Below are 18,048 nucleotides of genomic sequence, written 5' to 3' on the forward strand. Positions count from 1 at the left end.
TTAGTGAAGATGTTGGGTGATTTTTTGCAAAATTTGTAATAGCACATCAAATTCGCTTTGCAAAGGCGTGCTCTTACGAGTCAACAGTGCAAGAGTACGGCTAGGTGCAGCATCAATTGATTTCACGACTAAATCTGGATTGGCTTTAATCATATTGGTATGAATTGCAATTTCAGGCAATAAAGTAAAGCCTAAATTTGAAGACACCATTTCGACCAAAGTCGGTAATGAACTGGCTTTTAACCGGTGATCATTTTTGCGTTCGCCTATTGGACAAGCACTCAAAGTATGATTACGTAAGCAATGACCTTCTTCAAGTAGCACTAAACGCGATAAGTCTAAGTCATCTAAAGAGGTTGCCGTGTTTGGATTGTGGTCTGTTTTATTACAAACCAAATAAAGATTTTCTTTAGCAATTTCAGCGACTTTTAAACCTCGAGTATCAAAAGGAAGTGCCAAAACAATCATATCTAGATTGCCATGTTCCAATTTTTCAACAATTTTTTCACTTTGTGCTTCATGCAAATGAAGTTGAATTTTAGGCAATTGTTTATGCACTTCATCTAAAAGCTGCGACAAAATGAAAGGGGCAATGGTGGGAATAATGCCTAAATGCAAATCACCCGTTAAAGGCTCGCTCATCTCACGACTCAAACGCATCAAGTCCTGTGCATCAGCCAATAGAACACGGGCTCGTGCAACGACTTGCTCGCCCAATGGCGTTAAGCGTACATTTTGGCGGTCGCGCTCAACGAGTACCCCACCTAACAAACGCTCTAATTCCATAATCCCGCCTGACAAAGTCGATTGGGTGACAAATGAACGGCGCGCAGCTTCAGTAAAATGCAGCGTTTCAGACAGCGTAACAAGATATGACAGCTGTCTTAAAGAGGGTAATGCAGCCATAGTGTCCTAATGTTCTAATTTAAAGTGATCAGCAAATAGTCCGCTTAGATGTGGAATAAAATGCGGAGGGATATCATGCCCCATTCCATCAATTAATTCAAACTTCGCATTTGTAATTGCCTTTGCAACGGCCTTTCCATGACTCGGGGGTAATAAACGATCACGAGAGCCATGTACCACAAGGGTCGGTTGCTGAATTTGCTTACCTAAAGGTAGCAAAGAACCTGTACATAATATTGCTAAAAACTGTTGAAGTACACCCGCTGGATAATAACTTCTCCGATATAATTTTCTGGCAGTCTGGATAATTTCAATTTGATTGATATATCCCGGTGAACCAATAATATTAAAAACCTTTACACTGTGGTTCACAATACCTTCTTCATCTGAAGATTGAGGTCTGCCGATGAGGCTAAAGAGTTGTTTTGGAAAAGGCGGGGCCAATAATGGTTTATTGTTGCTGGTAAACATTAAACCAAGAGTGGACACTTTTTCAGGATAACGAGCAGCTAAAATTTGCGCAATCATGCCTCCCATGGAAGCACCAATAACGGATACTTTTTCTAATCCTAAATGCTCAATTAATAAAGCTGCATCTTCAGCCATGTCGTATAGATTATAAGGTGCACCTTGATTGCCCAGTCCTAAAGCAAAGCGTCCCATCAATTTAAACGTATTGAGTCGTGGACCTGCATGACGAATTTTTGATGATAACCCGATGTCACGATTGTCAAAACGTATGACTCGATAGCCTTGATCAATGAGTGATTTACAAAAAAAGTCGGGCCAAAACAGCATTTGCGCACCTAAACCCATAATCAGCATAATGGGAGGATGTTCAGGATTTCCTCCCATTTCTACATGTAGCTCAATACCATTACTTAATTTAATTTTTGTTTCATGCATAAAAGAAGTATAGGGTGAGCCTGTAAATTTTAGTGCGCTATTCATTGTTATTTTCCTAAAAAGGACACTTTTAAAAAAATGTCCTTCATATTTAAACCTTAAACGGATGCAGGAATCAAGTCGGGGACAAGTTTAGTCAGCGTTAAGCGTTGTTTTGCAGCAGTAGCTCCTAACAGCACAAAACCACGTAAAGTGTCCTGTTGATCAGTTGCTTTAGCAATCATGCCATCCTCAAGCTCTTCGGTTGTCCACGTGACATCTACATCGATTGGAGCAGGCAATACAGTGAGTGGTGCTGTTGGTGTTTTAACTGCTACAGGCATCGCTGGATAATGAACCTGTGTGTGTTCACCATTTAAAGTTTTTGCTAAAGCACGTGCTTGTTGCATGATGGGCATGACATAAGGCAATAATAAACCATTCACTTCAGCACAATCCCCAATCGCATAAATATCAGCTTGATTGGTTTCTAAAAGCACGTTGGTTACAATACCACGGCTACACAGAATATCCGCTGCTTGCGCCAATTCTAAATTAGGTTGTAAACCAATAGCTGAAAGCACAATATCCGCAATCACAGACTGACCATTGGCCAAAGTGATTTGATAATCACCTTTTTCAATTTTAATAATTTTTTCTACGGTCGTGCCCAGTACAAAATGAATGCCAATATGTTCTAATTTCTCTTGGAATGACGATGAAACATATTCTGGAATTAGGCGGCCCAAAGGTCGAGCTGCCAAATCAATAACTGTGACCTGATGTTCTGTATTTTGTAAGTCATTCGCAAATTCGCAGCCAATTAAACCTGCACCCAAAATGACCACACGTTTGTCTTCACGAATCGCTAAATTCTCACGAAATTTTTTGTAATCATTCAGATTATTCACCACATGAATATCATCACTACCATCGCCTGCAATGGCCAAACGGATCGGATTTGCGCCTACAGCCAATACAAGTTTCGAATATGGCTGAATATTCTGTTGTCCATCTTTTTCTAAGACAAGTTGATGCTGTTCAGCGTGTATTTCTTTGACCCACGTATTTGACTCAATACGCATTTTGAGCTGATCGCCCATTTTAATTGCATCGCCTAAAGCAATTTGTTCCGGGGCTTTTTTTCCTGCTAATGCATTAGACAGCGTAGGTTTTGCATAGTTTATCGCGTCATCTGCACAAATCATGACCAGTTCATGCTCGGGATTTAGCTTGCGAAATTCACGTGCTGCGGTATAACCCGCCATTCCTGAACCAATGATGACGACAGGATGCATATTATTCTCCATATTTTATCAGATATACAAAAGACCATTCACTCTGGTCTTTTGTCTTAATCATTAGATTTCAACCATTTCAAAATCAATTTTTGATACACCGCAATCTGGGCAAGTCCAGTCATCTGGAATATCATCCCATTTTGTACCTGCAACAATACCATCTTGTGGCCAACCTTCAGCTTCGTCATAAATCCATCCACAAACGATGCATTGATACTTTTTCATTTGACTCTCCATAGCACTGACTTTTTAAAATGAAGCCAGTAAAAATTTCATATACAGCTTGACTCTATTGATATGACTTTGATGTACATATTCAAGCGAATTCTTACGCAGTTCTAGCATTAATGTAAAGTAAATATCGGATTTTAGGGTGGGAATTTAAAATCGGAATGGCTGAGCAGGACAAATTGTGTCATAAAAATGCGAAAAATGATTTTATGCCTAACAATCTTCAGGAAGTTGAATAGATTGACATACCTAAAAAGTATTTTAAAACTTTATGAAGAGTGCAGTTTTATAGTTTGACTTGTATGTGATTTTCACTAAAGCATACAAAGAGGTGATTTATTTATTTTTTAATCTATGCAGGTTAAATTAAGTTGCGTTTAAATTTATTATTCATATTTTAAATCAAATATTTATAAGGATTATTTTTGTTGTGTGCTTCGAAGTTAAGAGTAGTTCACTGGTCATTTACGTGATAAAACGGTAAAATTCACATATTGTTTTTTGATATTTCTCTCCCTTATGATGCCTATGTCTACAGTTTTGTGGTCTCACATTCGTCTTGTTCATAATTTTCCTAAACCTGGAATTTGCTTCTTTGATTTGACGCCTCTTTTCATGGAAAATATTGAGTTATTAACCGAGGCTTTAATTGCGAGTATTCCCGTTGAACAACTGGATGCAGTTGAAAGTTTTGTTGCTGTTGAGGCACGTGGTTTTGTACTGGCCAGTTTATTGGCACAACGTTTAAATAAAGGTTTATTACTGGTTCGTAAAGCTCGAAAATTGCCGCCACCAGTGGTAGGTGTGGGTTACAGTCTAGAATATGGAATGGATCGTTTAGAAATGTCTGCTGAGGTGCGTCCTCAAAAGATCATCATCGTTGATGATGTGTTGGCAACAGGCGGTACGTTAAAAGCAGTGCAGCAATTGATAAATAAGTGTCAGCATGAAATTTTAGGCGCCAGTATTTTCCTTGATTTACCCGATTTACATACAGATTTAGGTTTGAAAATTTGGTCAGTTCTAGATGATAAATCTCAGCCCAAACAAGACGTGGCTTAAGTCGATTAAATAAATAAAACCTTGCTTGACGCAAGGTTTTATTTATTTAAAAAATGAATCTGCATGTGTTGAATCAAACTATTTAAATTTTCTGGACTGGCCAAGCGATGATGCCCACCTTCATAGGCTTGAACCAACATATAAGGTTCGAGTTTTTCCCGTACTGCATACATATCTAAGATTTCATCGCCTAATTCCAAGTAGGCAATCTGTGCCACTTCGTGTTCCAAATCATCTTCATCAATCGGTGGATAGTCTTCACGGAAATTTGGGCTTAAACTTGGGTTGGCAATAATCGCAGGAATTTTGTGTAACACTGACATTTTTAAAGCCCAATATGCACCTAGACTATGACCAACTAAAATTTCAGGTTGAATTTTAGCAATAATGTCACGATAAAAATTGGCAACGGTTTGAAAATTTAGATTACGATAATCTATCTCAATGCAAAATTTTTGATTGGCATCAATGGCATGGAATTTTGTCGATTCACGATTAGAATCGAGTCCATGTAAAAATAATATTTTTGAAGTGCATGCATTCATTGTTGTAGGATTCACACTATTTTTATACACCGAAATAAAAAGGCTTAAATAGTTTCTTTTTCAACTATTTTACTTCGATGATTGTAGGCAACTCTACTGAATAAAGAAGTTAGATTTTGGTCTAATGCTAAGCATTGAAAGCTGAAAATAACAAAATTTACGTTGATTATTCTCCATTAGGCGAATGAAATAAAACCTTTATAGTGTAAAAAATGGTTGGTTTTTTCTTATACATAGACAGAGCCCAAAATAAAAAATATTCTGAACATCAGAAAGAAGGGAAGGTTGTTCAATAAAGGCTGTAATGAAAGAACTGGGTCACAATATGATACTCAACATTCTTTTAGAAATTTTGAAGAATAAAGATTTGATGGACCAATGAGCTCAAAAGAAGTTTGAATGGGTCAAATTCTGGGTTGAAAACTAAATCAATTGATAAGAACTCTTATGCTGCAGATTAAAAAAATCTGATGAGATTAGTTTTAAAAATCATATTTTAGATAAATCAATTCTTTGGAGAGGCAATATTTCATACGAAATTTTAACTACATCTGCTATGCTATGCAACTTCCGTTTTTTACTATATTTGAGGCAGAGATGACGCAACATAACGCTCAATCGACTTCTGAACAACCTATTTCCGAAAACGATTTAATTGCACAGCGTCATGCCAAGTTAAAGCAGATAGAAGAACAGGCAAAGGAAAAGGGAATCAGTCCTTGGCCAAATACATTTAAGCGTGAACATTATGCGCAAGATTTACAAGACCAATTTGCTGAACAGTCTAAAGAAAACATTGAAGCAGGCGAAAAAGTTTATGTAAAAGTGGCTGGTCGTGTCATGTTGAACCGTGGCTCGTTCATTGTCATTCAAGATATGACAGGTCGCATTCAATTATATGTCGCGCGTAAAGAATTAGCACCAGAAGTACTTGAGAGTATCAAAGGTTTGGACCTCGGTGATATTATTGCTGTCGAAGGTTATATCGGGCGTTCTGGCAAAGGCGATTTGTATGTACATATCGAACACTTTGAACTATTAACCAAGTCGCTGCGTCCACTTCCAGACAAATTCCATGGTTTAAACGATACAGAAATGAAGTATCGTAAACGTTATTTAGACTTGATGGTCAATGACGACACACGCAAAACATTTGAAATTCGTGCTCAAGTGGTTGCAGGCATGCGTGCTTATTTAGCGAATGAACGTTTCATGGAAGTTGAAACGCCCATGATGCATGTAATTCCAGGTGGCGCATCTGCACGACCATTTGAAACACATCACAACGCACTAGATATGCCACTATTTTTGCGTATTGCCCCTGAGCTTTACTTGAAACGTTTAGTGGTGGGTGGTTTTGAGCGTGTATTTGAAATTAATCGTAACTTCCGTAACGAGGGAGTTTCAACACGTCATAATCCAGAATTCACCATGATTGAATTCTATCAAGCTTATGCAGATTATAAAGACTTGATGGAATTGACAGAAAATATGCTAGAAAAATTGGCGTTAGATATTTTGGGTTCAACCGATGTGCCATATCAAGGTGAAGTCTTTAGCTTCAAAGGGCCATTTAAGAAAATCTCAATGTTCGATGCTATTCTTGAACATAATCCGAACCTTACACCAGAAAATGTAGCTGATCGTGAATTCTTAGCGAAATTTATTCAAGAAGAATTAAAAGAAAAAGTTAAACCTGGTTTTGGTTTAGGGCGTCTGCAAACGATTGTGTTTGAAGAAACGGTGGAAACAAAGCTGCGTCAACCAACCTTCATTACTGAATATCCAGCAGAAACTTCGCCATTGGCACGCCGTAATGATACGAATGAGCATATTACGGATCGTTTCGAATTCTTTATTGGGGGGCGTGAATTGGCCAATGGTTTCTCAGAATTAAATGACCCGATTGATCAAGCAGAACGTTTCCAAGCACAAGTGGAAGAAAAGGATGCGGGTGATGATGAAGCAATGCATTACGATGCTGACTTCATTGAAGCACTAGAATATGGTCTTCCTCCAACTGCGGGTCAAGGGATTGGTATTGATCGTTTAGTCATGTTGTTTGCTGATGCAGCCAGCATTCGTGATGTTATTTTATTTCCACATATGCGTCATAAAAACTAACGTTAGTCACAAAATGATAAAAAACCCGCTTAAATGCGGGTTTTTTTATAGATAATTACAACAATACTAAACTTGAATCATTGCAAAAAATGCTTAAAGAAAATAAGGTGTTTGTATAATTAAGCTTTCAGAATGTAATGAAAATGTTTGTGAAAAAAACACTATTGGTCGCGATGTTAACGAGTGCATCTTCAGCATTATTTGCTCAAGGACTGGTTTTAAATGATCAAAATTTAAGAACAGATCTAAATTGGTTGAATCAACAAGGTGTGATTCAAATTAGTACTTCAACTTGGCCGATGAGCGGTGATGAGATTCAACGGTCGCTAAAGTCTGCACAGGTTTCTAATAATACTCAGCAAAAAGTGATTAATTCTGTACAAGCGGCATTAAATGCAGATAACAATATGTTTAAGGCCGGTTTATTTGCTGAGTCTGATTCAAAAAGTATTCCACAAGCATTTGGTGATAAACAGAAAGCCCAATATCAAGCTGCATTAGAATTCAATGCGGGGAATGAAAATTGGGATGCTAAAATTCGTGTCAATGCAGAGAAAGACCCACAGATTGATAATGGTCAAGATGTAAACGTTGAAGGCTCATACCTTGCTGGGAAATTATGGAATCAATGGGTTATCGCAGGCCAAATTCCGACGTATTGGGGCCCTGGGCATGATGGTAGTTTGATTCGTGGTGATGCCAGTCGTCCTGTATATGGTGTTACTCTACAGCGTGCAGAACAGTCCGCATTTGACACAAAATGGTTATCATGGATTGGACCTTGGCAATATCAAGCTTTTGGTGGGCAACTAGATGATTATAAAGCAATACCCGATGCAAAATTGGTGGGATTACGTTTAACAGCACAACCTTTACCCTATTTAGAATTAGGTGCTTCACGTGCCATACAATGGGGTGGTGAAGGACGACCTGAAAGTTTAAGTTCACTTTGGGATGCTTTTGTCGGTAATAAAGATAATGGGGGAACAGGAGAACCTGACCCTTCGAACCAAATTGCAGGTTTTGACGGACGCTTAAATTTACAGCCTTTATTTTCTGTCCCTATGAGTATGTACGGTCAATATGTCGGTGAAGATGAAGCAGGCGGTTTGCCTTCTAAAAAAATGTACCTTGCTGGAGTAGATTATTCATCTCACTTCAACAATATGCCTTATCAACTTTATACCGAATGGGCTGATACACGAACCAATGGTGATGTGCGCGGTATTTCTTATAATCATAGTGTATATACAGATGGTTATTATCAGCATGGTTACCCACTTGCACATGCAATGGGTGGAGATGGTGAAATGATTTCAGTGGGCGGAGACATTCGTTTTGATCCGATGAACCGATTAAGTGGACGAGTACTTTTTGCAAAAGTAAATCAATCTGAACGTTTAACCAATCGGGCATTCCCAGAAAAAGACGAAATTAAAGCTTTAGATTTAACGTGGTCACATTATTTAAAACCTGAAATTCCATTAAAAATTAATGGTTGGTTTAGTGATTCAGATATCAATGGAAATGATGGTGGTGCTTCGATTGGAATAGAATTTCCTTTAGATAAAACACTTTTTAGTTATTAATTTAGTCAGTCATTTTGGTTTTAAAAAGTCCTACTGAAGTAGGACTTTTTTTATTTTCTATTTTAAAATAAGGTAAATACTGTCGAATAAAAATATATCTACAAATATTTCTTCTTAAATTTGAAAACAAAAAAAACGCAATGATTGGGGTGATCATTGCGTAGAACAACGAATCTGTTTACACAGTTTCGGTTAAGGAGAATGTCAAAACTCTTTAGAGTCTTAAACAATGAAAGCATCATAAAATGAATGATCAGTCATTTCATGATGCTTTGAGTTAAGTTGTGTTAATTAAAGTTAATCACTTTAGGTGAGTGTGATCCATGGCGCTTATTTATTAGATTAAAATTTTTTAGATTAAAGTAATCTGAATGGATGAAGTATCTTTGTAAGTTAATTAGTGTATTGTTGATTTAAGAAGATTGGGGGCTTATTCTTTTAACTCGAATACTGAGAATTGTTTATTGGATAATTAAATATCAACTCATGTATGAAAATTATTTGGTGGATAAAATTTAAAGTATGTAATAAGTCTAATTTTATATTCAATAAGATTATAAATTTTAAAAAACCAGTCAATTAAAAAAAGACTGGTTTTTTACTCATAAGAGTGCTTTTAAAATAATGAATTAGAAGCGAAAAACACCTAATCCTTCTTTAATTTCATCTAAGGTATTTTGAGTAATGATACGACATTTATCTGTGCCATCTTTCAAAATATCCATAATGTAGTCTGGGTCTTTTGCAAGCTCCATACGACGCTCACGAATAGGCGTAATCAATTCTTTAAGCACACCCTCAAGACGTTTTTTTACGGTTCCATCACCTAAACCACCACGACGATAATGTGCCTTTAATTCTTCAACTTCTTCTTTATGTGAATCAAAAGCATCTAAATAAGTAAATACAATGTTGCCTTCAACTTGACCTGGATCTTCAATTCTTAAATGATTCGGGTCGGTATACATGGCATTGACTGCTTTTTTGATATCTTTGTCAGATGCATCAAGCACAATAGTATTACCCAAAGATTTTGACATTTTGGCTTTGCCATCAAAACCAGGTAGACGACTCATATTTGAAAGTAGAACTTTACACTCTGGTAAAACATCATGACCAATTTGTCGATTTAAGCGACGTACAATTTCATTGGTCTGTTCAATCATCGGAATTTGATCATCACCGACAGGAACGACTGATGCTTTAAAGGCAGTGATGTCAGCCGCTTGTGCAACTGGATAGCATAAGAAGCCTGCAGGAATATCACGTTCGAATCCACGGAGCTGAATTTCTGCTTTAATCGTCGGATTACGTTCTAAACGTGAAACGGTCACGAAATTGAGGTATAACATGGTCAGTTCATTCAAGGCAGGCAAGCATGACTGGACACAAATAGTGGTTTTAGTTGGATCAATCCCGACAGCCAAATAATCGGTTGCAACTTCAAGAATATTACGACGAACCTTTTCGAAGTTATCGGCATTGTCAGTTAAAGCTTGAGCATCAGCAAGCAGCAGATGTTGGTGATGAGAATCTTGTAATCCTACGCGAGAACGCAAAGAACCTACAAAATGACCTAAGTGGAGTTGTCCCGTCGGGCGGTCGCCAGTCAAAATAACAGGACGATTGTCTTGATTACTCATGATCTCTTTATTCCAAAATTGTTAGCACAACATGTATCTGCTGATGAATGACTATATTGTACGGTATTATTTTTTTTAATGTCAGGCACTATAAAAATACAATATAGAAAAAATGGCCATAATTTAATGAAGTTGATACAGTTTTTTTAAAAATTTGTATTTAATATAGTCAATATAAACATTAAGGATAAAAACAATGGCGAGTAGCTTATTAATATTATTAGATGATATTGCAACAGTACTTGATGATGTTGCTGTGATGAGTAAAGTTGCAGCAAAGAAAACGGCTGGGGTTTTGGGAGATGATTTGGCCCTGAATGCACAACAAGTCAGTGGGGTACGTGCTGAACGTGAATTACCTGTGGTGTGGAGTGTAGCGAAAGGTTCTTTTATTAATAAATTAATATTGGTTCCTTTAGCCCTACTCATCAGTGTGGTTGCCCCATGGTTAATCAATCCACTTTTGATGATTGGTGGTTTATTTCTATGTTATGAAGGAGTCGAAAAAGTTCTTCACAGCTTACATCATAAAAAAGCTAAAACTGAACAAGCTGCTGAGGCTGAATTGAATGCCATAGAAACTGATTTAGCGACATTCGAAAAAGATAAAATCAAAGGTGCAGTTCGTACCGATTTTATTTTGTCTGCTGAAATTGTGGTGATTTCATTGGGAACAGTGGCAGCTGCGACTTTTGGTACTAAAGTCATGGTGCTGTCTGTGATTGCCATTTTAATGACAGTAGGTGTTTATGGTTTTGTGGCCATGATTGTCAAAATTGATGATTTAGGTTTATATTTAACCGAGCAGGCATCTTCACTTAAACAAAGCATTGGGCGTGGATTACTTGCCTTTGCACCTAAATTAATGAAAATGCTAACGATCGTAGGTACAATTGCGATGTTCTTGGTGGGTGGTGGTATTATTACCCACGCCGTTCCTGTTTTGCATCATTTAACTGAAAACTCAGTCAATCATATTGAGCATATTCCCACTTTCGGGAGTATTATCGGGCCACTGACCCCAACTTTAATTAATTTTGTCCTGGGATTTATTGCGGGTATTCTTGTTTTTTTATTGGTGAGTATAATCAAAAAGTTTTGGCCAAAATCGAACAAGACTGCATCATAAAACAATATAAAATAAGATAAATACACGCTGAAGGAATATTATTATGCGCTGGAAAGGACGTCGTGTAAGTTCAAATATGGAAGACCGTCGCGGTGGGGGCGGAGCTAAAGCAGGGGGGATCAGTATTTTAGGCCTAGTGGTTGCTTTTGTGGCTTGGAAGTTTTTTGGCGTTGACCCGCAACAAGCTTATCAAGCAACCAAACAAGTGACTTCACATTCTCAGGTAGCTGAAACCCAAGGTTTGGATAATCCTACACCAGAACAGCAAGAAGCCATGGATTTTGTTGGAACAGTTCTGGCAGATACTGAAGATACGTGGACGCAAGTCTTTCAACAGCAGCTAAATAGTCAATACGTTGCTCCTAAACTGGTGATGTTTAGTGGTGTAGTGAATTCAGGTTGCGGTACAGCACAATCGGCGATGGGACCTTTTTACTGTCCGACAGATCAAAAGGTATATATCGATACTGCTTTTTTTAAAGATATGCGTCAACAAATGGGTATTACGGGTGAGCAAAATACGACTGAACTATCACGTCAAGATCAAGCAGGTGATTTCGCTCAAGCTTATGTTGTTGCACATGAAGTCGGGCATCATCTACAAACATTATTAGGTATTTCAGAACAAGTACAGAAAGCACGGGCTCAATCGAGCGAAGTACAAGGCAACCAACTTTCAGTACGTCAGGAATTACAGGCAGATTGTTTTGCTGGCATTTGGGCCAATCATAACCAACAGCGTACCCAGTTTTTGGAAGCTGGAGATGTTGAAGAAGCGATGGATGCAGCGCATAAAATTGGTGATGATTATTTACAAAAGCGCTCAACAGGGCAAGTTGTACCCGATAGCTTTACACATGGCAGTAGTGCACAGCGGATGAAATGGTTTCAAACAGGTCTGAAATCTGGGCAGATCAATGATTGTGATACTTTTAATCAGACAATTTAGTCAGGTCAAAAAAGAGGATGTGTGCATCCTCTTTTTTATTTCTAAATTTAAAGTACTATCGGCTTAAAAATTTTTTAAAATTTCGTATAATTTTAACTGATACATACAGCGCCGCAAATGCGAAAAGTAAAATACTAAAAACAATATATTTTAAATTTGAAATATCATTTTGATAAAACTGCTGAATGTGTGCTTTGGAATAATGCAATTGTTGCTGTTTTTGAGTACGACTATCTTGATAATTTAATTGCTGAATATAGGTATGCTGACCTATTTTAAGCAAATCAATTTGACTGATTTGTCGAGTGTGTAGCTGATTGTACTCGTCTGTGCAGATATCTTTTAAATAAGGTTCACAATTAATTTTGCTGATAAAACCATTATTAGCAATTACGATAAAAATAGATTGATCGGGACGTTTATTGTTTGAAACCAAAACCAATTGTTCGCTTGAACTTGATTTAAGTGAAAGCATTTTTGCCTGTTTAAAATTTTTCTCAGCGTTTAAAATTTCCTGAGTTTTTGAAAAAATACTCACAAATAAAGCCACGGTAATAATAAAGATAACTACCGCAAAAAAAAGTCGAAATATGGTTTTAACAGTTTGATGCATAGATAAGTTCAACTTAATGCGGAGAGTGGAAGGAGTCTAAGTGGACTAAATCTTCTAAGACGTGTCTATATTAATTGATGGCGATAAATATGTAAAAAAACTTAACTATTTTGTGGGTTAAATAAAAAATGGTTAAACTGTTTCAGCTCATTCATAGCAATCAATTCATTATTTTCGATACCCCTTGGATAAATTCACTTTATTCCAATCTGGCGCATACATTGGAACGTTAATGGGAAATTTCTTTTTTCTTCAGGTTTTTACAGTTATTTTTGCTCTCTCGATTGCCACTACTATTTTTAATAAGCGTATTTTAGGTTTTCCTCAAGCGATTGGTGTACCGATTGTTTCAGCAATTTTCGTTTTTATCTTGCAGTGGGGGGCAAGCTTGCTGAGTGGTAACCAGTTTATTACCATTAATATCCATAACATTGAAGAAGCTGTCCGTCATATTGATTTTTATGATTTTTTAATTAACGGGGTCATTTGTTTTATTCTGACCTCTTCGGCTTTAAAGTTTAAAGTTTCAGATTTAAAAAGTCATTGGAAGCCCATCAGTATTTTAGCCAGTATTGCACTGGTTCTTTGTGCAGTCTTTTTTGGGGTAACTTTGTATGGATATCAATTTCTAATTGGAAATCAAGTCGATTTACTGGTTCTGCTTTTATTGGGTGCTGCACTGGGTGCAACTGACCCAATTGGGGTAAAAGGGGTTTTAAGTTCGGTACGCGCGCCTCATCATCTCATTGTAAAGCTTGAAGGAGAATCCTTGTTTAACGATGCAATGTGTATTGCCGTCTTTATGACCTTGTTAAATGTGTTGCAAGGTGAGCATTTCACCATTATTGGTACTTTGGAAACCTTACTGTATGAAATTGTGGTAGCAGTCATAATCGGTTGGGGTTTTGGACTCGGAATTTTAAGATTACTTCGCGGTAAACACGAAATGGAATCCTTGATTTTAACCACAGCCTTATTGGCATGCGGTGCATATCTGGTCGCATTATTAGCACATGCTTCCGCACCAATTGCTTGTGTTATTGGCGGTTTAGTGGTGGGGAATAAATGGAAGGAAATTCTACAAGAACGTGAGATTCGAGAAGTAAATCATTTTTGGCATACCGTGGAAGGGATTATTAATTCATTTTTGTTTACTTTAATTGGTCTAGAGTTGTTTATTTTAGATTTAAGTATCAGTCTGATTTTAGGCGGTATGGTGGCCTTTATTATTTTGCATGCTTCTCGCTTTGCTGCAAATTATTTATCTTTCGCATTTTTTCCCAGTTTTCGAAATAAAAGTTATAACGGCAGCTTGGCTATTTTATCTTGGGGTGGTGTGAGGGGAGGTATTTCATTGGCTTTAATTTTAGCCGTGGCAAATATTCCTGAGCTGAGTGAATATAGTAGTATTCTGATTGGATATACTTTTATTGCTGTTTTAATGTCTGGACTGGTTTGTGGTTTAGGCTTGCCAGCCGTTATGAATGCTTTTTATTATAATCCGCATGAAGAAAAAAATGGGTTTAAAGGTTGGTATCAAAGACTTTGTCATAAAATGAATAAAAAAGGCTTTCAATATATTGTTGGGGAAGATGCATATGGAAATGAAACCATTACGGTGTATAACCCCGATGCTTTGATTGACAAAAAAGCAGATGATGGTGTGGCTGTGATGCATAATCCAGAAAAGGTACATGCCGTAAAACGAATGGAAAGTCCGGATAATTTTTAATACAGTGTAAACAGAGGATAAAAGCTCAGGTGCGGGCTTTTATCATCAAGTTAATTCGTAGAATCTACAGAGTGAATTTTTATTTCGTCTTTAAAAATTCCAAATAGGGTTGCACCGTTAATTGCTCAGCTTCCAATATCGGCATATGTCCTACGCCTTCTAACAAAATAGGCGGTTGAGCATTTTTGAATAAAGATTTGAGTTCTTGGGCAACTTCAACATTGATAATTTTGTCTTGTTTCCCCCAAATGATTAATGTTGGAACATCAATTGAACGTGCTGCCAGTGCAAAAGAATCAGGCGTGTAAGTTTTAGACATCAGCACCAGTTGATCGACCATTTTTTGAGTATTTTTTGATTGTGAAATCATCATTTTTTCTTGTTCGACTTTTATTTCATTGGGAATAAAAGGTGCAGATGCAGTCGCCAATTGTAACAATTTATCAAAATCTCCAGTTTTAGATACGACTAGATCTTTTAATAATGCTGGGTCTTTTAAATAGGGGGTATTGGCAGATTTAAAAACGCCTGCACTATCAATCAAAAGTAAAGAATGCGTATTGATTGGATATTGGGCTGTATAAAGCATGGCAATCGCACCTCCCATACTGTGTCCAGCAATGTGCAACTGATGGTCAAACTGTCCTGCTTCAACAAAGCGACGAATTTTTTCAGTTAAGTTTGGGATGCTTAAATCAAAATTTTCAGGAACTGAGGTTTCACCATGTACAGGCAAATCGGGAATAACAACGTGATAATAGGGGGTCAAATAACGCGCCATCCGATTCCAATTATCACGAGTTCCGGATAGACCATGAATAAGTAAAAGCGTAGGTTTTGCTGATGAACCACCTTCACTATAGGTCCAAGTAGTATCTTGCACCTTTAATTTTTTTGTTTGTAAACCTGCCCAAGTGCGTTCTTGTTGTAAGATATTTTGGAAATTGAGTGTAGGGGCTGCAAAACTTGTGCGGGGCAAAACACTCAAACTCACCGCTGTCACTCCCGTCCAAAGCAGCATAGTGGATAGGCACAGGGTTGAAAAAGTCCTTTTCATCTATTTTTTCTCATCATTTTTATATTAAGTAAGTCATTAGCATAAAAGAGTTGAGAAATTAAAACATTTGCTTGAAACTTTTAATTGGATATTTTAAGGATAATCTATGCACACGACTTTAAATACAAAAACTGATGAATTAGCACGTCAAATTTTACAAGTGATTGCTTTAATTCCATATGCAAAAGTAGCCACCTACGGACAAATTGCAAAGCTAGCAGGTTTAGCCAAACATGCTCGTTTAGTTGGATATGTTTTAAAAAATATGGATGCTGATACTGAAATTCCTTGGCATCGTGTGATTAATTCGCAAGGAAAAATTAGCCTGATCAAAGTGAATTTGCAGGGCGAAAATATTCAATCTTTAAAATTACTAGCTGAAGGGGTTGTCGTTATTGGGGATAAAATTAATTTAAAGAAATATCAATGGATAAATGATTGATAGCTCAAACAGCAGTCAGTAAAAGTTCCCCAACTTTAGAAAAAGAGGGGGAAGAGACGATTAAGATGATTGACGAACAATCAGTACAGGAATATGAGACTCACCTAAGAGGCTTTGTGCAACGCTTCCGAGAAAGAACTTTTTAAGACCCGTACGACCATGCGAACCAATAATGATCAGATCTGCATGATTTTCTTCAGCGACTTTGATAATTTCACGATGAATGACTTGTCCTTCAAGAATCTTTGTTTCGACTTCAATGCCATATTGATTGAATTTAGCTTTTGCTGCATCGAGAGATTCTAGAATAGACGTACGAGCACGTTCAATTAAGTCATTGGTTTGATGGGCAGAAATATATTCTGCTGCAATATAGGGGTCTAAGGATAAAACTTGAACCACTATAATTTTACTGCCAAATGCCTGTGCAAATTCAATTGATTTTGCAACAGCAGCATAAGCAGTTTCTGAGCCGTCTACAGGGACTACAATAGTTTGATAAGCCATATGACTTTCTCCTTGCAATCTTCATTGAATAGATAAACTTAAAATGATGACTCAATTCTCTAAATATAATAAAGAGTTGATTTTAATCTGTTTTTAAATAAAAATTATTGATTTCATAGAGATATTTACTCCAATAAAAAACTTGATTATCATTTAATTTAACATGGATTGTTAAAGTGATGGGTGGGTTGGAGCGTATTTATGATTGAATTTGTAAGCAGAATTTTAGTTTGAAAACATATGTAAAAAATACATCAATCAACTTTAAGAACTTTTACATGAGCTGAAAGTAACTTGTTCATAGTGAAGTGGAAATGACCGAACAAAACTAAAGAAATTAGGCTAAAAATAACTTTGAGGATCATATCGTTATAAAGTTAATAGTCATTTTAAAACCAGATTACTAGATGCAAATCTAGGGACTATTTTAGAAATAGATCAATTATCGGTTTTTATTAAACATGATAAAATAGCTGAGTTAAGAAATAAGAGAGCATAAGCTTTTATACTTAATTCAAAATTATTCTGCACTGGCTCTAAAGCGCTGAACTGAATTAATCAGTAGTTGAAATAATATATTGAATCGGGCTTTATTTAAGAAACTCAAATAAAGAATCAACATCCTGCGTCTGTAACTGCTCACGCATTTTTAAAAATTGTTTTTCATCTAAGTCATAAAGTTTAAGTGCAAGCAGTTTTTCTATATCTTCTTCAGGAAAGCGGTGTTTAATGATTTTTGCAGGAACACCGCCCACAACAGCATAGGCTGGCACATCTTTAGTCACCACAGCACCTGTCGCAACCACAGCACCTTCACCTAGCTTTACTCCTTGCATAATCATGGCTCGGCTACCAATCCAGCAACCATCGCCAATAACCGTATTGCCAGCAAGGACAAAACTTCGTGTATCAAACGGAAAGGCTGAAATCCAGTCTGTACGATGTAATTGGTTGCCGCCCATCATAATGACGCATTCTGCGCCAAAACAGACAAAGTTGCCGATATAAAGTTGATCTATTGGTTTTTCAACAGTAGTGGGTTTGTCATGCAGATAACGCACTACACAGCGCTCAAAACCTTGATCCCAAAAAGCTGAATAATATGAATAATTCCCTTTAATATGGATATTGGGATTCTTCACTGTTTTTGAAATAAATTCAAATTCACACCAATGTTTCACAGGGGAATTAATCAGTTGCTCAGACATTGGAATACAGTGTGGAAAGTTTAGAAAATTATAACTTAAATAACACCTCTATCTTTTACGAAAGAGGAATTTTTACTCTCTTTACGAAGGATCAAGGACAAAAATTAAAAACAAAAAACCCCCGA

At 36.9% G+C, this 18,048-nt stretch carries 17 protein-coding genes; 7 read left to right on the plus strand and 10 right to left on the minus strand.

Features of this window, described 5'->3' with window-relative positions; all coding sequences use genetic code 11:
- From oxyR to rubA, 4 genes are all read right to left on the minus strand, one after another.
- A complete protein-coding gene (gene oxyR / locus H0S58_RS03785) occupies window positions 1-906 on the minus strand; it encodes a LysR family transcriptional regulator OxyR (protein ID WP_092717158.1) in 906 nt (301 codons plus the stop codon).
- A gap of 6 nt (window positions 907-912) precedes the next feature.
- Complete coding sequence (gene estB / locus H0S58_RS03790) at window positions 913-1,857, minus strand: esterase EstB (RefSeq protein ID WP_053578454.1); 945 nt, start codon at window positions 1,855-1,857, stop codon at window positions 913-915.
- Window positions 1,858-1,910: 53 nt separating this feature from the next.
- The gene (locus tag H0S58_RS03795; RefSeq protein WP_193892421.1) at window positions 1,911-3,089 is read right to left on the minus strand and encodes an NAD(P)/FAD-dependent oxidoreductase; all 1,179 of its coding nucleotides are present in this window, start codon (window positions 3,087-3,089) and stop codon (window positions 1,911-1,913) included.
- A gap of 63 nt (window positions 3,090-3,152) precedes the next feature.
- The gene (gene rubA / locus H0S58_RS03800; RefSeq protein WP_004694381.1) at window positions 3,153-3,317 is read right to left on the minus strand and encodes a rubredoxin RubA; all 165 of its coding nucleotides are present in this window, start codon (window positions 3,315-3,317) and stop codon (window positions 3,153-3,155) included.
- 525 nt (window positions 3,318-3,842) lie between these two features.
- Here rubA and H0S58_RS03805 point away from each other — a divergent pair.
- On the plus strand, window positions 3,843-4,385 hold the full coding sequence (locus H0S58_RS03805; protein WP_195727192.1) for an adenine phosphoribosyltransferase: 543 nt from the start codon (window positions 3,843-3,845) through the stop codon (window positions 4,383-4,385).
- Between the two features lie 38 nt (window positions 4,386-4,423).
- Here the strand turns inward: H0S58_RS03805 and H0S58_RS03810 are convergent, their stop codons facing one another.
- Window positions 4,424-4,930, minus strand: a complete 507-nt coding sequence (locus H0S58_RS03810) for a YqiA/YcfP family alpha/beta fold hydrolase (protein WP_195727193.1) — start codon at window positions 4,928-4,930, stop codon at window positions 4,424-4,426.
- 597 nt (window positions 4,931-5,527) lie between these two features.
- Here H0S58_RS03810 and lysS point away from each other — a divergent pair.
- Together lysS and H0S58_RS03820 are read left to right on the plus strand one after the other, a co-directional pair.
- Complete coding sequence (gene lysS, locus H0S58_RS03815; protein WP_227592255.1) at window positions 5,528-7,054, plus strand: lysine--tRNA ligase; 1,527 nt, start codon at window positions 5,528-5,530, stop codon at window positions 7,052-7,054.
- A 143-nt stretch (window positions 7,055-7,197) separates the two neighbouring features.
- The gene (locus H0S58_RS03820; protein WP_092717519.1) at window positions 7,198-8,643 is read left to right on the plus strand and encodes a capsule assembly Wzi family protein; all 1,446 of its coding nucleotides are present in this window, start codon (window positions 7,198-7,200) and stop codon (window positions 8,641-8,643) included.
- A 629-nt stretch (window positions 8,644-9,272) separates the two neighbouring features.
- Here the strand turns inward: H0S58_RS03820 and trpS are convergent.
- Entirely contained in the window at window positions 9,273-10,286 is a 1,014-nt protein-coding gene (trpS, locus tag H0S58_RS03825; protein WP_195727195.1) for a tryptophan--tRNA ligase, read from the minus strand.
- Window positions 10,287-10,482: 196 nt separating this feature from the next.
- Here trpS and H0S58_RS03830 point away from each other — a divergent pair, with 196 nt between their 5' ends.
- Both H0S58_RS03830 and H0S58_RS03835 read left to right on the plus strand, forming a co-directional pair.
- Entirely contained in the window at window positions 10,483-11,415 is a 933-nt protein-coding gene (locus tag H0S58_RS03830; protein WP_195727196.1) for a DUF808 domain-containing protein, read from the plus strand.
- A gap of 43 nt (window positions 11,416-11,458) precedes the next feature.
- Window positions 11,459-12,364: a neutral zinc metallopeptidase gene (locus H0S58_RS03835; protein ID WP_195727197.1), complete on the plus strand. Its 906-nt coding sequence runs from the start codon at window positions 11,459-11,461 to the stop codon at window positions 12,362-12,364.
- 55 nt (window positions 12,365-12,419) lie between these two features.
- Here H0S58_RS03835 and H0S58_RS03840 read toward each other — a convergent pair whose 3' ends face one another.
- On the minus strand, window positions 12,420-12,977 hold the full coding sequence (locus H0S58_RS03840) for a hypothetical protein (RefSeq protein WP_195727198.1): 558 nt from the start codon (window positions 12,975-12,977) through the stop codon (window positions 12,420-12,422).
- A gap of 232 nt (window positions 12,978-13,209) precedes the next feature.
- Between H0S58_RS03840 and H0S58_RS03845 the strand changes: the two genes are divergently transcribed.
- Entirely contained in the window at window positions 13,210-14,709 is a 1,500-nt protein-coding gene (locus tag H0S58_RS03845) for a cation:proton antiporter (RefSeq protein WP_195727199.1), read from the plus strand.
- A gap of 79 nt (window positions 14,710-14,788) precedes the next feature.
- Here H0S58_RS03845 and H0S58_RS03850 read toward each other — a convergent pair whose 3' ends face one another.
- The gene (locus H0S58_RS03850) at window positions 14,789-15,766 is read right to left on the minus strand and encodes an alpha/beta fold hydrolase (protein WP_195727200.1); all 978 of its coding nucleotides are present in this window, start codon (window positions 15,764-15,766) and stop codon (window positions 14,789-14,791) included.
- A gap of 106 nt (window positions 15,767-15,872) precedes the next feature.
- Between H0S58_RS03850 and H0S58_RS03855 the strand changes: the two genes are divergently transcribed.
- Entirely contained in the window at window positions 15,873-16,208 is a 336-nt protein-coding gene (locus H0S58_RS03855; protein WP_195727201.1) for an MGMT family protein, read from the plus strand.
- A 60-nt stretch (window positions 16,209-16,268) separates the two neighbouring features.
- On the opposite strand, the gene H0S58_RS03860 is transcribed toward H0S58_RS03855, so the two are convergent.
- Window positions 16,269-16,715, minus strand: a complete 447-nt coding sequence (locus H0S58_RS03860; protein WP_193892300.1) for a universal stress protein — start codon at window positions 16,713-16,715, stop codon at window positions 16,269-16,271.
- Window positions 16,716-17,305: 590 nt separating this feature from the next.
- A complete protein-coding gene (locus tag H0S58_RS03865) occupies window positions 17,306-17,923 on the minus strand; it encodes a CatB-related O-acetyltransferase (RefSeq protein WP_193892294.1) in 618 nt (205 codons plus the stop codon).
- Between the last annotated feature and the right edge of the window lie 125 nt (window positions 17,924-18,048).

This window comes from Acinetobacter sp. TTH0-4 (genome assembly GCF_015602665.1).
In the GTDB taxonomy this organism is placed as follows: Bacteria; Pseudomonadota; Gammaproteobacteria; order Pseudomonadales; family Moraxellaceae; genus Acinetobacter; species Acinetobacter albensis.

Excerpts from the sequence above, each read along its gene's own strand:
- oxyR (WP_092717158.1), bottom strand. The coding sequence starts at position 906 with ATGGCTGCATTACCCTCTTTAAGACAGCTGTCATATCTTGTTACGCTG.
- estB (WP_053578454.1), bottom strand. The coding sequence starts at position 1,857 with ATGAATAGCGCACTAAAATTTACAGGCTCACCCTATACTTCTTTTATG.
- H0S58_RS03795 (WP_193892421.1), bottom strand. The coding sequence starts at position 3,089 with ATGCATCCTGTCGTCATCATTGGTTCAGGAATGGCGGGTTATACCGCA.
- rubA (WP_004694381.1), bottom strand. The coding sequence starts at position 3,317 with ATGAAAAAGTATCAATGCATCGTTTGTGGATGGATTTATGACGAAGCT.
- H0S58_RS03805 (WP_195727192.1), top strand. The coding sequence starts at position 3,843 with ATGATGCCTATGTCTACAGTTTTGTGGTCTCACATTCGTCTTGTTCAT.
- H0S58_RS03810 (WP_195727193.1), bottom strand. The coding sequence starts at position 4,930 with ATGAATGCATGCACTTCAAAAATATTATTTTTACATGGACTCGATTCT.
- lysS (WP_227592255.1), top strand. The coding sequence starts at position 5,528 with ATGACGCAACATAACGCTCAATCGACTTCTGAACAACCTATTTCCGAA.
- H0S58_RS03820 (WP_092717519.1), top strand. The coding sequence starts at position 7,198 with ATGTTTGTGAAAAAAACACTATTGGTCGCGATGTTAACGAGTGCATCT.
- trpS (WP_195727195.1), bottom strand. The coding sequence starts at position 10,286 with ATGAGTAATCAAGACAATCGTCCTGTTATTTTGACTGGCGACCGCCCG.
- H0S58_RS03830 (WP_195727196.1), top strand. The coding sequence starts at position 10,483 with ATGGCGAGTAGCTTATTAATATTATTAGATGATATTGCAACAGTACTT.
- H0S58_RS03835 (WP_195727197.1), top strand. The coding sequence starts at position 11,459 with ATGCGCTGGAAAGGACGTCGTGTAAGTTCAAATATGGAAGACCGTCGC.
- H0S58_RS03840 (WP_195727198.1), bottom strand. The coding sequence starts at position 12,977 with ATGCATCAAACTGTTAAAACCATATTTCGACTTTTTTTTGCGGTAGTT.
- H0S58_RS03845 (WP_195727199.1), top strand. The coding sequence starts at position 13,210 with ATGGGAAATTTCTTTTTTCTTCAGGTTTTTACAGTTATTTTTGCTCTC.
- H0S58_RS03850 (WP_195727200.1), bottom strand. The coding sequence starts at position 15,766 with ATGAAAAGGACTTTTTCAACCCTGTGCCTATCCACTATGCTGCTTTGG.
- H0S58_RS03855 (WP_195727201.1), top strand. The coding sequence starts at position 15,873 with ATGCACACGACTTTAAATACAAAAACTGATGAATTAGCACGTCAAATT.
- H0S58_RS03860 (WP_193892300.1), bottom strand. The coding sequence starts at position 16,715 with ATGGCTTATCAAACTATTGTAGTCCCTGTAGACGGCTCAGAAACTGCT.
- H0S58_RS03865 (WP_193892294.1), bottom strand. The coding sequence starts at position 17,923 with ATGTCTGAGCAACTGATTAATTCCCCTGTGAAACATTGGTGTGAATTT.